15 protein-coding genes and 1 pseudogene are annotated in these 13,215 nt (G+C 60.4%); 7 read left to right on the top strand and 9 right to left on the bottom strand.

Annotation, left to right across the window (positions count from 1 at the left end; all coding sequences use genetic code 11):
* Positions 1-92: 92 nt before the first annotated feature.
* The 7 genes from LC354_RS12565 to mbfA form a co-directional block, all read right to left on the bottom strand.
* A complete protein-coding gene (locus tag LC354_RS12565; protein WP_223424298.1) occupies positions 93-1,007 on the bottom strand; it encodes an alpha/beta fold hydrolase in 915 nt (304 codons plus the stop codon).
* Positions 1,004-1,174 carry a hypothetical protein gene (locus tag LC354_RS12560; protein ID WP_223424296.1) on the bottom strand — a complete coding sequence of 57 codons (171 nt, stop codon included), beginning with the start codon at positions 1,172-1,174 and terminating at the stop codon, positions 1,004-1,006. Before LC354_RS12560 ends, LC354_RS12565 begins: the two co-directional genes overlap by 4 nt.
* Positions 1,171-1,791, bottom strand: a complete 621-nt coding sequence (locus LC354_RS12555) for an HAD family hydrolase (protein ID WP_223424294.1) — start codon at positions 1,789-1,791, stop codon at positions 1,171-1,173. Before LC354_RS12555 ends, LC354_RS12560 begins: the two co-directional genes overlap by 4 nt.
* Positions 1,788-2,237 carry a YaiI/YqxD family protein gene (locus LC354_RS12550; protein ID WP_223424292.1) on the bottom strand — a complete coding sequence of 150 codons (450 nt, stop codon included), beginning with the start codon at positions 2,235-2,237 and terminating at the stop codon, positions 1,788-1,790. The genes LC354_RS12555 and LC354_RS12550 overlap by 4 nt, the downstream gene beginning before the upstream one ends.
* Positions 2,234-3,064, bottom strand: a complete 831-nt coding sequence (fghA, locus tag LC354_RS12545) for an S-formylglutathione hydrolase (protein ID WP_223424289.1) — start codon at positions 3,062-3,064, stop codon at positions 2,234-2,236. The genes LC354_RS12550 and fghA overlap by 4 nt, the downstream gene beginning before the upstream one ends.
* A 99-nt stretch (positions 3,065-3,163) precedes the next feature.
* Positions 3,164-4,087, bottom strand: a complete 924-nt coding sequence (locus tag LC354_RS12540; protein ID WP_223424286.1) for an AEC family transporter — start codon at positions 4,085-4,087, stop codon at positions 3,164-3,166.
* A 32-nt stretch (positions 4,088-4,119) separates the two neighbouring features.
* Positions 4,120-5,094, bottom strand: a complete 975-nt coding sequence (mbfA, locus tag LC354_RS12535) for an iron exporter MbfA (RefSeq protein ID WP_223424284.1) — start codon at positions 5,092-5,094, stop codon at positions 4,120-4,122.
* Between the two features lie 135 nt (positions 5,095-5,229).
* Between mbfA and LC354_RS12530 the strand changes: the two genes are divergently transcribed.
* The 6 genes and pseudogenes from LC354_RS12530 to LC354_RS12505 all read left to right on the top strand — a co-directional run bounded on the left by LC354_RS12530 (position 5,230) and on the right by LC354_RS12505 (position 10,908).
* Positions 5,230-5,847: a TetR/AcrR family transcriptional regulator gene (locus tag LC354_RS12530; protein WP_223424282.1), complete on the top strand. Its 618-nt coding sequence runs from the start codon at positions 5,230-5,232 to the stop codon at positions 5,845-5,847.
* Between the two features lie 98 nt (positions 5,848-5,945).
* The gene (locus tag LC354_RS12525; RefSeq protein WP_223424280.1) at positions 5,946-7,604 is read left to right on the top strand and encodes a Y-family DNA polymerase; all 1,659 of its coding nucleotides are present in this window, start codon (positions 5,946-5,948) and stop codon (positions 7,602-7,604) included.
* A 275-nt stretch (positions 7,605-7,879) separates the two neighbouring features.
* A pseudogene (locus LC354_RS12520) lies at positions 7,880-8,372 on the top strand (transposase); the annotation flags it as partial.
* Between the two features lie 220 nt (positions 8,373-8,592).
* Entirely contained in the window at positions 8,593-9,453 is an 861-nt protein-coding gene (locus LC354_RS12515) for a methylated-DNA--[protein]-cysteine S-methyltransferase (RefSeq protein ID WP_223424278.1), read from the top strand.
* Positions 9,454-9,604: 151 nt separating this feature from the next.
* Positions 9,605-10,258, top strand: a complete 654-nt coding sequence (locus LC354_RS12510; protein WP_223424276.1) for an OmpA family protein — start codon at positions 9,605-9,607, stop codon at positions 10,256-10,258.
* A gap of 107 nt (positions 10,259-10,365) precedes the next feature.
* A complete protein-coding gene (locus tag LC354_RS12505; protein ID WP_223424274.1) occupies positions 10,366-10,908 on the top strand; it encodes an NADPH-dependent FMN reductase in 543 nt (180 codons plus the stop codon).
* On the opposite strand, the gene LC354_RS12500 is transcribed toward LC354_RS12505, so the two are convergent.
* Positions 10,905-11,306 (bottom strand): VOC family protein, encoded by a 402-nt coding sequence (locus LC354_RS12500; protein ID WP_223424272.1) that lies wholly within the window; start codon positions 11,304-11,306, stop codon positions 10,905-10,907. The genes LC354_RS12505 and LC354_RS12500 overlap by 4 nt on opposite strands.
* Positions 11,307-11,335: 29 nt before the next feature.
* Here LC354_RS12500 and LC354_RS12495 point away from each other — a divergent pair, with 29 nt between their 5' ends.
* Positions 11,336-12,133 carry an acyl dehydratase gene (locus tag LC354_RS12495; protein ID WP_223424270.1) on the top strand — a complete coding sequence of 266 codons (798 nt, stop codon included), beginning with the start codon at positions 11,336-11,338 and terminating at the stop codon, positions 12,131-12,133.
* Here the strand turns inward: LC354_RS12495 and LC354_RS12490 are convergent.
* Positions 12,130-13,167, bottom strand: coding sequence for an NAD(P)/FAD-dependent oxidoreductase (locus tag LC354_RS12490; protein WP_223424268.1), 1,038 nt, complete (start codon positions 13,165-13,167; stop codon positions 12,130-12,132). The two genes, LC354_RS12495 and LC354_RS12490, sit on opposite strands and share 4 nt — an antisense overlap.
* Between the last annotated feature and the right edge of the window lie 48 nt (positions 13,168-13,215).

The raw sequence follows: 13,215 nt of genomic DNA, 5'->3' as shown, positions 1-13,215 counted from the left end.
ATCCGGAGAAAAGAGATATGAGATCGGGTTTCATTGTTGTTGTCATGGACTTCGGGGACGCTAAAACTCCCGGTACTTCTTCTTTCGCGACATCACCTGCGTGTTGCACGGATCGCCTCCAGGACGTCGTCGCTATGCGTATAGGTCAGGCCGTGGCCCGCCTCGTCGATGACGGATTGGACGGCGTTTGGGTTCCATTCGGCCAGAATATCGCGGGCGGCCAGCGGTATGACATCATCCTCCCGGCCCCAAATTGCAAGAACCGGAACGCCGGAGGCCGCAATGTCGCGATGCTGGGCCTGTGCCGGGTCGCGCAGCACGCCGCGCAGGCTCGACAGGATTGCCGGAAAAAATCCGCGTTTGTGAGTCTCTGCCAGTTGCAGGTCGGTTATGTTTTCGACGCTGCTCTTCAGGCCTGCTTCCGCCGTGATCCCTTTTCTCAAGAGACGTGGATAGGTCATCAGGAACAGCCAGTCTCCGAGTATGGGTGTGTCTCGGGCGAAGGCTGCGGCCTTTCCGACGATATGCTGCATACCTGCGGGTGCCAGCAGGATGAGTTGCTTGACGGCGCCGGGATTGGCGGCTGTGAAGTGCGCTGCAATCGCGCCGCCCATTGAGTATCCCAAAACGGTCACGGGTCCATCAACCTTTTCATGGCGCATCAGATCGTCCAGTTGCGTGAGGAAAAACGCGGCGTCCTGTCTGCCCTTGGGCCGATCGGAATACCCGCGTCCGTAGTGGTCATAGGTCAGCACCCGAAATCCTGCAAGGACGAGGCCCTGCGCCACCCCACGCCAGACAAAGGACGGAGTGCTCAGCCCGTGAATGCAGATCGCCACAGGGCCTTTTTCTGGCCCATACCATTGGTAATGAGTGGTGCCTTGAGACAGCAAGGCAAATTGCCCCGGTGCCGTATTTCGATCCGCGTCGGTCACCTTGCTGCGCGTCAGTTCGATGGTGAAGGGCACGGCCAACAGCCCAAGGAGAAGGAACAGAACCCACGTCATTTTCTGCGCCAGCGATCCGGGATGGAGCGGATGCGCATCAGTTCCAGATGCGCGCAGGCTCCGTTTTTGAACACGGTGATGTCGTCCGCGGCACGGGTAGTTTTGCTTAAGCTGGTGCGATCGAACAGCACTGCGGCTTGATCAAAAGGAATCAAGGGGACGTTCATGCGGCTTCGGTTTGTGTGAGAAACCCTTCGGACACAAGGCGATCTGCCCAGCCTTGCGGTCCATCGAAGTGATGCACATGCCAACCGCGCGCACGGGCCGCAGCAATATTGTCTGCGCGGTCATCGGTAAAGATCAGGTCACCGCCGGCCAGACCGGTTGCGTCTTCGACCATTTGGTAAATGGTCGGGTCCGGTTTGATCGTCTTCATGTGGCCCGAGATGAAGTCGCGGTCGAACTGGTGCAGAAACCCATAATGCGTCGCGGCGTGATCATAGCTTTGGATGCCGAAGTTGGTGAGGGAAAATACAGGCACCCCCTTGGCCTGAAGCGCCGCCATGAGGCGCACGGAATGGTCGATCGCGGGGCTTGCCATTTCGATCCAGCGGTCATGCCACATGCGGATTTCGGCGCGCCAGTCCGGGTATTCCTCAGCCGTGGCATAAATCGTGTCGGTAAAGTGATGGCCCAGGTCCACCAGATCGTTCATCGCGTGCAGATCGACAGCGTCGAACATGGCGCGTCTGCGCTCTGGCCCGATCACGCTGTCATAAAAGCGTTCGGGCTGCCATTCGATCAGCACGTTTCCGATATCAAAAACGACGGCTTTGATGGTCATGATTTGGCGGCCCTCAGTTCCCGTTCCAATGCGTCCAGAAAACGCGATCTGTCGGCTTTGGTAAAGCCTTTGCCGCCGCCTTGCCGGAACGGGTCGGCGGCGCGCAGGTCCGTCATCAGATCGCGGGTTGCCAATACGTTGCCGATATTGGCCGAGGTCAGCGCCTCGCCATTGTGCTTGAGAACCCGCGCGCCCGCTTCCACGCATTTCGCGGCCAAGGAGATATCGCCCGTGACGACCACATCGCCAACCCCGGCGCGATCAGCAATCCACATGTCCGCCACATCCGGACCGTCAGGCACGATGACAGTCTCGACCAAAGGGTTTTGTGAGGGGCGCAATCCACCGTTCGAGACGACTTTCATCTCGATCTTGTGGCGCGTTGCCACTTTTTCCGCCTCGGCTTTGACCGGACAGGCATCTGCGTCGATATAGAGCGTGGTCACGCCCAAAGAGCCTCTGCGTGGAAATTCACATGATCCGCCAAAAAGGTGGAAACAAAGAAGTAGCTGTGGTCATAACCGGGCTGCATGCGGAAGGTCATCTGTTGACGGCGCGCGGTTGCCGCCTGCGCCAGTGCTTCCGGCTTCAGCAGGTCCAGAAACTGATCCTTTGTGCCGGTGTCGATCAGCATTGGCCCGTCAAAGCCGTTTTTTTCCATGAGCAACGTGGCATCGTGAGGCGACCACAGGGTTTCATCCTTTCCCAGATACGCAGTGAATTGCTTGCGGCCCCAATCGCCTGCTGTCGGGTTGGTAATGGGCGAAAAGGCGGAGACGGAGCGGTATCGGCCGGGCAGGCTCATCGCTATGGTCAGGGCGCCGTGGCCACCCATGGAGTGGCCGGTGATCGCCTGACGCTGCATGTCCAGGGCGAAGGCGTTGCCGAGCAGTTCTGGTAACTCATCGGTGATGTAGTCCCACATCCGGAAATGTTCGGCCCAGGGCGTTTGGGTGGCGTTGAGGTAAAAGCCGGCACCTTGGCCGAGGTCATAGGCCTCATCGTCAGCCACGTCGTCGCCGCGGGGCGAGGTATCGGGAAACACCAGCGCGATGCCCTGTTCCGCGGCCCAGGCTTGCGCGCCCGCTTTCGTCATCGCGTTTTCGTGCGTGCACGTCAGCCCCGACAGGTACCAGAGCAACGGGACCGGGCCGTCCCTGGCCTCGGCGGGCAGAAACAGGCCAAACGTCATGTCGCAGGCGCAACTGGCCGAACTGTGGGTGTAGACGCCCTGGATGCCGCCGAAGCAGGCATTTTCGGATTGTGTTTCCATCGCGTTTTCCTCCTGTTGGTGCATCGCTATCGGGCCTTTGGCTTTGCGGCAAGCCGTTGGAGCCTCCGGCGGGAGTTTATTTGGCAAGATGAAGGCGGATCAGCTGACCCAGGCGATGACGGCGGTAAGGGTCAGGATGCTTATGGCGGTTGAGACCAGAATCGCGGCCGAGACCCTTTGCGGTGCGACGCCGTAATGTTGCGCCAGCATGTATATGTTGCCCGCGACGGGCATGGCAGCGCATGCGATGATCATTGCGCCGCCAAAGGGGTCGACCTCGAATACGTAGATGACCGATAGTGCGACGGCGGCGGGATGCAGGATCAGTTTACAAAAGCTAAGCCAGCCTGCGATCTCGATGCGCTCTGCCGATTTTGACGCGAGGGACGCGCCGATGGCAAAGAGGGCGCCGGGGGTGGCGGCACCGCCGAGCAGGCTTAGGAATTCGTTCATCGGAGCGGGAATTGGCAGTTCTGCGGCGGACCAGGCAAGACCGAGGGACATCGCGACGATCATGGGATTGCTGATCAATCCTGTTGCGATCGTTTTGAGGATCGCGAGCGACATGCGTCCGTCTCTTCCGATCGTGATCAGGATGACGATGAGGCTGGAAAACACGATCAGGTCGGTGGCGAGCACCAGCATAACCGGGCCGATGGCAGCAGGCCCGAAAAGCGTAACCAGCATTGGCAGGCCCAGAAAACCGGCGTTTCCAATCACGGCACATTGGGCTTCGACAGCCGTGGTTTGGACGTCGAGGCCACGCAGGTATCCGACAACCGAGGCGATGACGTATATGCAGACCGTGCCCAGAAGATAGGCGAGGACCAGTTGCCCGTCCCAGACTTCGGCCAATTCCAGATTTGCGGCAAAGCGAAAGATCATCGCCGAAAGGGCGAAGTAAAACACGAACTTTGTCAGATACGCCGTCGCCTCCTGGGTGAAGAACCGCGTTCGGCCTGCCCAGTAGCCAAGACCGATCAACGCAAAGAAGGGCAGTGTTTTCAGAAGGATCGCAAGCATGAATCAGCCATAACGCCGTGTATTGCGCAAGTCTATCCGCTGCCGATCAAAACCCCTGCCGCAAAGACGAGTGCGCCCCCCACGACCACTTGCAGCGTTGCCCGCCAAAAGGGTGTGTTCATATATTTGTTCTGGATCCATGCGATGGCCCAAAGTTCGATGAAGACCACTGCGAAGGCGATGATCGTGGCGGTCCAGAAATCCGCGATCAGATAGGGGAGGGCGTGGCCCAATCCGCCCACGGTTGTCATGATACCTGACGCAAACCCGCGTTTGACCGGGGAGCCGCGACCGGAGAGTTCGCCGTCATCTGAAGCGGCTTCGGTGAAGCCCATGGAAATGCCGGCCCCGACGGAGGCGGCAAGGCCCACCAGAAATGTCGTCCATGTATCCTGGGTGGCAAAGGCCACCGCAAAAATCGGCGCGAGGGTCGAGACGGACCCATCCATGAGCCCCGCCAGCCCCGGCTGGACCCATGTCAGGATAAACTGGCGGTTGCTTTTTTCATCCTCGCTCTCGCGGGGGCCGTCGCCGAGGTGTTCGCTTTCCAGGGCATTGGCTGTTTTTTCGTGTCCCGCCTCTGCGGCGGCCAGATCGCCCAGAAGTTTTCGCGTCGCTGCATCGGATGTGCGCGCGGCGGCCGAAAGATAAAATCGTTCTGCGTCACGTTCCATCGCTTCGGCTTCTGAACGGATGCGGTCGAGGCTGAGGTTTTCGACCAACCAGACGGGGCGACGGGCGTAGTAGCCTGACACGTGTTCACGTCGGATAAGGGGGATCGTCGGGCCAAAGCGGTCCTGGTGCAGATCGATCAGGCGCTGGCGATGGCTGTCTTCTTCGGCAGCCATGCCGTCAAACACGGCGGCGCTGGCAGGGTAATCCGCGCGCAGGGATTCCGCGTATCCGCGATAGATTTGCGCGTCGTCCTCTTCCGACGAGATTGCAAGCGCGAGAATCTCCTGCTCCGTCAGATCTTTGAAACGTTTGCGGTAAAACGTGAATCGCATGGCGCGCTCCGCTTGTTTAGAATGATTCCAAGTAATGATGGCCTCTTGCGGGGGAGATGCAAGCCGTCTCCGCGAATTTTCTGTCGAAACTGAACGAAACGGTTTATATTGGCGGCACTCAAGGCAGGAATACCCATGAATGATGTCACTCCCGTTGTCCGCAAGGGCCGCAAATTTGGCCAGGTCCTTGAGGGCGCGCGCCAAGTCTTCATGGCGGATGGCTTCGAGGGGGCGAGTGTAGATGACATTGCCAGACAGGCAAATGTCAGCAAGGCGACGCTGTACAGCTATTTCCCGGACAAACGTTTGCTGTTCATGGAAGTGGCCAATCAGGAATGTGCCCGTCAAAGTCAGGCGGCGATCGACAATATCGACATGAATGCGCCGCCAAGGCAGGTATTGTCGCAGGCCGGTCGCCATTTCCTGCGCTTTATCACGTCGAAGTTCGGTCAGCAGGTGTTTCGCATCTGTGTCGCGGAATCGGATCGGTTTCCCGAGATCGGCCGCGCCTTTTATCGCTCGGGCCCCGAGCGGATGCGGGCAGAGATGGCGGAGTATTTCGTGGGGTCCATCGCCCGGGGCGAGTTGGTGATTGATGACCTGACCCTTGCGGCGGATCAGTTTGGCGAGTTGTGCAAGGCAGACCTCTGGCCGCGATTGATGTTCGGCGTGATCGCTTCTGTGACCGAGGCAGACATCGAGCGGGTCGTGGACGGAGCCGTCGAAACCTTTCTGGCGCGCTATGGGGCCTGAAGGCCTGAATTGCATATTTTTTTGATTACTGAAGACGGCTCGACTCAAGGGGGCGACTCGGCGTATCCAAGAGTGGAACAAAGTGTGAACATTTGTATATGTCCGACCGCCGCATCCTGTCCTTGTGGTTTCCGCGATTGGGGGCTGAACGTCTGATCCGGCGACAGCCCATGCTCGCCGATCAGCCACTGGCCGTGATCGAAGAACGTCAGAACATGCAGTTGGTGTCGTCCCTGAACGGGGTGGCGCAGGGGCAGGGCGTGCATGTGGGTCAGCCGGTGCGGGATGCCCATGCGATGTGTCCGGGGTTGATGACGCATCAGCGCAGCACGGTGGGTGAGCAGCGATTTCTTGAGAGTTTGCAGCGTTGGGCGGGCAAGTTCAGCCCATGGGTCGCGCCCGAGGATGGCGATGCGCTTGTCGTGGACCTGACGGGTTGTGCGCATTTGTTTGGCGGTGAGCGGGCGTTGATGCAGGTGGTCGAGGAGGATTGCACCGATCTGGGGCTGAGTGTGCTGATGGGCCTGGCGGATACGCGGGGGGCGGCCTGGGCCCTCGCCCGTTTTGCGGGGCGTGCGGCGGGGGCGAACCGGTCAGGCGATGCGATTGATCAGGAGGCGCGCGCCACCCGTTCGCGTGCTGGAAAAAGACGGCACTGGACCAAGGGTGGGGCGGCCCCGGCCTTGCGCACGCAGGCGTCGGATGTCGTCCGCATTGCGACACCCGGCCAGACCTATAGCGCGCTCAGCCCTTTGCCGATTGCGGCCTTGCGGCTTGAACCTGACGTGGCGGCCCAGTTGGCGCGGTTGGGGTTGCGCCGGGTGGGTGATTTGCTGGGCCAGCCCCGCGCAGCATTGGCGCGGCGGTTTGGACGGGGGCTGGTGCTGCGTCTGGATCAGGCGATGGGCAGTGCGCCGGAACCTGTATCGCCCGCCAAGGCGCCGGATCACTTTGCGGTGCGGATGACATTGCCGGACCCGATCGGCCTGGCCGAAGACGTGATGGCAGGGGTGGACCGTTTGCTGCCTCGCCTGTGCAAGGCATTGGAGAATAAGGGAAAGGGCGCGCGCCGCATCGCGCTTCATGCCCATCGCAGCGATCACGCCATCGAAGCGGTTGAGGTGGGTCTGGCCCGGCCCAGCTTTGATCCGCACCGCATGCGTCCGTTGCTGGAGATGAAGATCGCGGATATCGATGCAGGTTTTGGCATCGATATGCTGCGTCTGGTCGCGACGCAGGTTGAGCCACTCTATCAGGAGAATGTGGTGGGGCATGCGCAGGCGGGGGTCGCCGCACGCACACAGCAAGGCAACGCGAATGCGCTGGATGATCTGGTGGGACGGCTGGGCGCGCGCGTGGGTCTGGATGCGATCCAGCGCTTGCACCCGGCCTCGAGCCATATCCCGGAAAAGTCTCATAAGGTGATGGCGGCCGCGTGGTCCGAGCCACATGAGGGGCCATGGCCCGCCCCGCCCAATCCGCGCCCCTTGCTGATGTGGCACCCCGAACCGGTGCATGCCGCAGCGACGCCGCGACTGCCGGAAACCTTTCGCTGGCGCGGCCGGGATCTGACCCGATTGCGGGCCTTGGGGCCAGAACGGATCGCGCCGGAATGGTGGCTGGATGATCCGAACTGGCGCAGCGGTGTGCGTGATTACTGGGTCACGGATACAACGGACGGTCAGCGGCTGTGGTTGTTTTACGGCCATGGCGGGACGATGTCGCCGGGGTGGTTCTGTCAGGGCAGCTTTGCGTGAGATGGCCACGCGCGCGCACTGGATTGGATGGGAATGCGCAATGGGGATTTCGGCCGGGTGCAGCCACAAACTCACCCCCCAAGCGAACTACGTTCAAATTTGGTGTTTGAACGACCCTGATGCGGCGGCCTGATTTTGGTTTGATAGTTTGATGCCGTTGATGAAATCGACGTCCTCAAAGACATCGACGAGGTGGGCATGGCTGCGCAGTTTTCGCCAGTTCTTTTCGGCGCATTGCCAAAGCTTGAACATCCGCTGCCCGGCAGGGCATCGTGAAGCGATGCACGAGAGTGGGCCGCACCAAAGGCGCGAGGAACGCCAAGGTGCACACCATCTGCGACAGCCAGGGATGTCCGATCGACCTGTTCGTCAACGCCAGTCACCCTTCTCGGCGATGCATGCATCACCTGTCGGGCAGCGGTCCAGCGACAACATTGCCGCGCTGGCGCTTCTCAGCAGCTTGCCTAAGGTCGATTGGCTTCTGGCAACCGGGGCTATGATGCCGACTGGTTCAGAGACGCGATGAAAGACAAGGGGATACGCACCTGAATCCCAGGCCGCAAGCCGCGCAAGACGTACTTGAAGCATGACAAGCGCCGGTACAAACGCGCCTCTGGTGACATTCCAGCGCAATACACTGCCGGGCACCGATCGAGTTTATGTTCGGACGTCTGAAAGATTGGCGTCAGGTGGCAACTCGATAGGACATATCTTCAAAGGTCTTTCTATTCGCCAGAGCGCGGAGCCACTGGTATGTTCTGGCCTTAGATCAATAAGTCTGGAGTCTGGCTAGGCTCATACCGAAATATTGAATTTGCCAGGCGCGCATTTTGAACGAGCTCCAGAAACGGACATGCGGCCTAAAGAGCAAACTTTCCTGATCTGTGTCCTCTCCATCCAAACCTGCCGACCAAATTCGCGCAAGACGCAGCGCCTTTGCACAGGAAACGGGTCGCGTTGGCCGTTGGCGGGCTCTATCTTCGTTTGTATGGAACACACAGCACTGTCAGAGGCCGATACAGGCTATCACTATAACGTCATGCGTCGCGCGATCGAGTTGATTGACGGGTCCGAGGATCCATTGACGCTTGAGGCGCTTGCCCGCGAAATGGGCATGAGCCCGGCGCATTTCCAACGTATCTTTTCACGCTGGGTCGGCGTTTCGCCCAAACGTTATCAGCAGTACCTGACGCTGGGCCACGCCAAGGCCCTGTTGGCGGAGCGGTTCACGACGCTGGATACGGCGCACGCCACCGGTCTGAGCGGATCGGGCCGGTTGCACGATCTGTTCCTGCGGTGGGAAGCGATGAGCCCCGGCGAATATGCCAAGGAAGGCGCCGGATTGACAATCTATTGGGGGTGGTTCGGCAGCCCGTTCGGGCTGGCCCTTGTCATGGGCACGCAAAACGGCATTTGCGGCCTCGGATTTGCGGCCGAGATGGGCGAAGCGTGGGCGATGCAGGATCTTGTGCGTCGCTGGCCCAAGGCGGATTTCGTCGAGGATCCGATGCGTTTGCGGCCCTGGGTTCTGGCCGCATTCGGTGCGGAGAGTGTGGAATTGAGCGAAGCGCCGCTGTTTCTCATCGGGGCGCCGTTCCAGATCAAGGTGTGGGAAGCCTTGCTTCAAATTCCGACCGGTCATGTTACGACCTATTCCGAGATTGCCGAGAGCATCGGCAATCCACGGGCCGTGCGCGCCGTCGGAACGGCTGTCGGACGCAACCCGGTCAGTTGGCTGATCCCGTGTCATCGCGCCTTGCGCAAGTCCGGTGGTTTGGGGGGCTATCATTGGGGTCTGCCCGTCAAACGCGCTTTGCTGGCCTACGAATCGGCGCGTGTGGAGGCTTGATTTAGGCGGGGATCTGGGTAATTCAGGATGCGCATGATTTTGCCTACCCAATATTCGCCCTGTCCGGTTGGAGTTTGCGCGTTTATTCAGCGGGCATCTCAACAGGCTCCGCCCGAACGGAGCCAATTTCAGGAGGCAGTAGGAAAAACCAATGATTAAACTTCCCCTCACTCTCGCGCTTGGCGCGGCCGTAGCACTTGGTGCGTGTACCGACCCCAGTTCAGTTGGTGGCGTCAATGACCCCAACCGAAACGCCAACCGTGGTGCGCTGATTGGTGCGGCATCAGGTGCGGCATTGGGCGCCGTCGTGTCCGGCAACGCCCGCGGTGCGGCACTCGGAGCCGTCGTCGGCGGCGCGGCAGGCGCGGGCATCGGCTACAGCCTCGATCGGCAAGAGGCAGAGTTGCGCCGCGACTTTGACAACGAAGCCGTTCAGATCACCAACACCGGTGACAGCCTGATCGTGACATTGCCGCAGGAGATTCTCTTCGCGTCCAGCAGCTATGAAATCCAGCCAGGCATGCGCGGCGATCTGGTTGTTCTGGCCAACAGCCTGCAGAATTATCAAGGCTCGACCGTGCAGGTCACCGGTCACACCGACAGCAGCGGCGACGCAGGCTATAACCAAACGCTCAGCGAACGCCGCGCGGGCGCCGTTGCAAATGTCCTGACCAGCAATGGTGTATCCTCCACCCGGGTTCAGACATTCGGGCAGGGTGAAAACCGGCCCATCGCCAGCAACCTCACACCGGAAGGCCGCGCGCTGAACCGGCGTGTCGATGTCGTGATTTTGCCAAACGCGTAAAGCACCCTAAATAGTTCAACACTACAAAAGGCTCCGGCATTTCACCGGGGCCTTTATATTTAGCATTTCAAGAGCCCGCATGAGGTGGGTTTGATAGGGAGCGGGCGATGACATTACCCATACTTCTCGGCGTATCTGGTTCATTGCGTGCCGGATCGACCAACCGTAAATTGCTACGTGCGGCAGCCGAGCTTTTTGGCGACTGCACCTATGTCGAGGCTGACCTGCAGATGCCTCTTTATGATGGTGATTTCGAGGCATTGGACGGTGCCCCGAACGCAGCGATCCTGCTGGCCGGTCAAATCGCCGAAGCGGACGCGGTGCTGATCTCGACCCCGGAATACAACAAGGCCCCGTCCGGTGTTCTCAAGAATGCATTGGATTGGGTCAGCCGTATTGAAGGTAACCCCTGGTCCGATAAACCCTTGGCTGTGATGTCCGCGGCGGCGGGGCGTGCGGGGGGTGAGCGGGCACAGATGATCCTGCGCGGATATATGGTGCCGTTTCGGCCCCGTATTTTGCAAGGTCCAGAAATCCACCTGGCAGACAGCGGAAACCAGTTTGATGAAAATGGCGCGCTGGTGGGCGAGATCTATGTGCGGGAACTGTCCAGGCTGATGCAAATGCTGCGGGCGGAAATACGCCGCTAGGCGGGTGTGCTGACCTCGATCAGGTTCCCGTCGGGATCGCGCACGTAAAGCGACAGGATCGGTCCGGTTGCGCCCGAGCGGGCGACAGGGCCTTGCTCGATCTGTGTTCCGGTCGCGGCGAAGTGGGCCTGCCAGTTGGTTAGCCCGGTGTCGGTCAGAAAACACAGATCAGCGGTGCCGGGGTTCGGTGATCGGGCTTTGGGATCGAACTCTGCCCCGGCTTGATGCAGGTTGATCTTTTGCGTCCCGAAGTGGAGCGCGTGGCGGGTTGTGCCATCTGCGACCGTAAAGGGCGCGTGCACCATCCCAAGACTGTCACGGTAAAACCGGATCGTTGTCTCTATGTCGGCGACGGTCAGCACAAGATGATCCAGATGCGAGAGGGTCGGCTGTTTCAATTCGGGACTCCTTGGATCATGATCTCGACATGCAAGATGCAATGCCCCAACCCGTTCGTCAAAGCGACGTGCTGGATCCCGCCCGCGCACAGGCGATGCAGGTTGCCCTCGGGCATGCTGCAACGCTCGGCGTCGGTGACACGCTCCCGCCGTTCTTTCATCAGCTTTACTTCTGGACACCCATCCCGCCCGAAGATCTGGGCCGGGATGGCCATCCCAAGGTGGGTGGCTTGATCCCGGATATGGGTCTGCCGCGGCGGATGTGGGCCGGTGGCCGATTGCGTTTTGACGCCCCTTTGCGACTGGGCGTGCCCGCGGAACGGGTGTCTTATTGCGACAAGGTTGAAACCAAGAACGGGCGATCGGGCCCGCTGGCTTTTGTCACCTTGCGCCACGAAATCGTACAGGAGAGCGTCATTCGCGTTACCGAATGGCAGGATCTTGTCTATCGCGAAGACCCGGATCCTTTGGCAAGAAAGCCCGCGCCGCCGGTGGCTCCAATGGACGAAGATCAGAGAGCACAGCACAATTTCGATGCGACGTTGCTGTTTCGTTATTCGGCGCTGACATTCAACGGGCACCGGATTCATTATGACCAGCCCTACGCGACGGCGGTGGAAGGTTACGACGGTCTGGTCGTGCATGGCCCCTTGCTGGCGCAGCATCTGATGTTGATGGCGGAGGCATCGCTTGGCCCGCTGACCGAATTTTCGTTCCGTGCCACAGCACCCCTCATGCATTTTGAAACCGCAACGCTGTGCCGCAAGGACCGTCAGTTCTGGGTGCGAGGTCCGGATGGGCGGCAATGCATGACCGCGGCGGCTTAGAACGACGCACGGATTTCGAAGCCATCGGGAATGGTGTCACGCTGATCCAGGATGAGGTCAGCCATCGTTTGCGCCACTTTCGGAGCCATACCGAAGCCAATCTTGAACCCGCCATTTGCAATGAAATGCCCCGGTCGGTCCGGCCATGGCCCGAGCATCGGCGCGCGGCTGCGGCTGCGGGGGCGCGCCCCGGCCCAGCGGGCGATGACGCTGGCCTGCCGGAGGGCGGGGACGGCGGAGCGCGCCCGGGCCAGAATGTCATCCAACTGGCTGTCGGTCGTCGCCGCGTCGCTGTATTCGCGTTCTGTCGTTGAACCGATCGCGGTCGTACCATCAGCATGCGGGATAATGTGCAAGCTGTCGGCAAAAAGCTGCGGCGCATCGGGGGCAGCATGATCGAGCAAAATCGCTTGGCCTTTGATCCCGGCCCCCACCATGCGGCTGTGGGTCGCGCTCAAGACCTCCAGCCCGGCCACCCCGGTGGCGTGGATGGTCATAGCCGTTTGAGGGGCCTCAGTCTGCACCTCTACACCTTGCGATTTGAGGGCGGCGACCAATGCGAGGCAGGCCTGTTTGGGATGAATACGCGCGCTGAGGCTGTCGTAGATTTCCATGCCGGTAGGACTGTGCGCTGACCAGTCGGGTGATTGTACGGGTCTGACATGCCACTCGGCGGCCTGTCCCCAAAGTGTCCGCGCAGACAGGGCGCGGGCTTGCGCCAAATGCAAGGCGGCGTCATCTGCAATGGGTTGCACCCGACCGAGCCTCGCATAACCGGCGGAGCATCCGCCGACCTCTTGAACGTCCTGCCAAAATTCTTGCGCCATCAGCAGGCTTTCAAGCTGAAACTGTTTCTTGGGGTTCCAGTTTTCCGGCACATGTGGGGCCAGCGCCCCGACAATGCCGCCGCTTGCGCCTGCCGCTGCGCCGTGGGGGTCAACGATCTGTATCTTCGCGCCGCGCCGCGTCAGTTCCCACGCGATGGACAGGCCAAAAATTCCGGCCCCGCGCACGGTGATCTCTGTCGTTGCCAATGCCTGTTCCTTCCGCCAATGTCGCGCCGATAGGCACGTCATACAGGG

Source organism: Tateyamaria pelophila (genome assembly GCF_019966495.1).
Classification (GTDB): Bacteria; Pseudomonadota; Alphaproteobacteria; order Rhodobacterales; family Rhodobacteraceae; genus Tateyamaria; species Tateyamaria pelophila.
This window is presented reverse-complemented; position numbering and strand designations above follow the sequence as displayed.

Excerpts from the sequence above, each read along its gene's own strand:
- LC354_RS12565 (WP_223424298.1), bottom strand. The coding sequence starts at position 1,007 with ATGACGTGGGTTCTGTTCCTTCTCCTTGGGCTGTTGGCCGTGCCCTTC.
- LC354_RS12560 (WP_223424296.1), bottom strand. The coding sequence starts at position 1,174 with ATGAACGTCCCCTTGATTCCTTTTGATCAAGCCGCAGTGCTGTTCGAT.
- LC354_RS12555 (WP_223424294.1), bottom strand. The coding sequence starts at position 1,791 with ATGACCATCAAAGCCGTCGTTTTTGATATCGGAAACGTGCTGATCGAA.
- fghA (WP_223424289.1), bottom strand. The coding sequence starts at position 3,064 with ATGGAAACACAATCCGAAAATGCCTGCTTCGGCGGCATCCAGGGCGTC.
- LC354_RS12540 (WP_223424286.1), bottom strand. The coding sequence starts at position 4,087 with ATGCTTGCGATCCTTCTGAAAACACTGCCCTTCTTTGCGTTGATCGGT.
- mbfA (WP_223424284.1), bottom strand. The coding sequence starts at position 5,094 with ATGCGATTCACGTTTTACCGCAAACGTTTCAAAGATCTGACGGAGCAG.
- LC354_RS12530 (WP_223424282.1), top strand. The coding sequence starts at position 5,230 with ATGAATGATGTCACTCCCGTTGTCCGCAAGGGCCGCAAATTTGGCCAG.
- LC354_RS12525 (WP_223424280.1), top strand. The coding sequence starts at position 5,946 with ATGTCCGACCGCCGCATCCTGTCCTTGTGGTTTCCGCGATTGGGGGCT.
- LC354_RS12515 (WP_223424278.1), top strand. The coding sequence starts at position 8,593 with ATGGAACACACAGCACTGTCAGAGGCCGATACAGGCTATCACTATAAC.
- LC354_RS12510 (WP_223424276.1), top strand. The coding sequence starts at position 9,605 with ATGATTAAACTTCCCCTCACTCTCGCGCTTGGCGCGGCCGTAGCACTT.
- LC354_RS12505 (WP_223424274.1), top strand. The coding sequence starts at position 10,366 with ATGACATTACCCATACTTCTCGGCGTATCTGGTTCATTGCGTGCCGGA.
- LC354_RS12495 (WP_223424270.1), top strand. The coding sequence starts at position 11,336 with ATGCAAGATGCAATGCCCCAACCCGTTCGTCAAAGCGACGTGCTGGAT.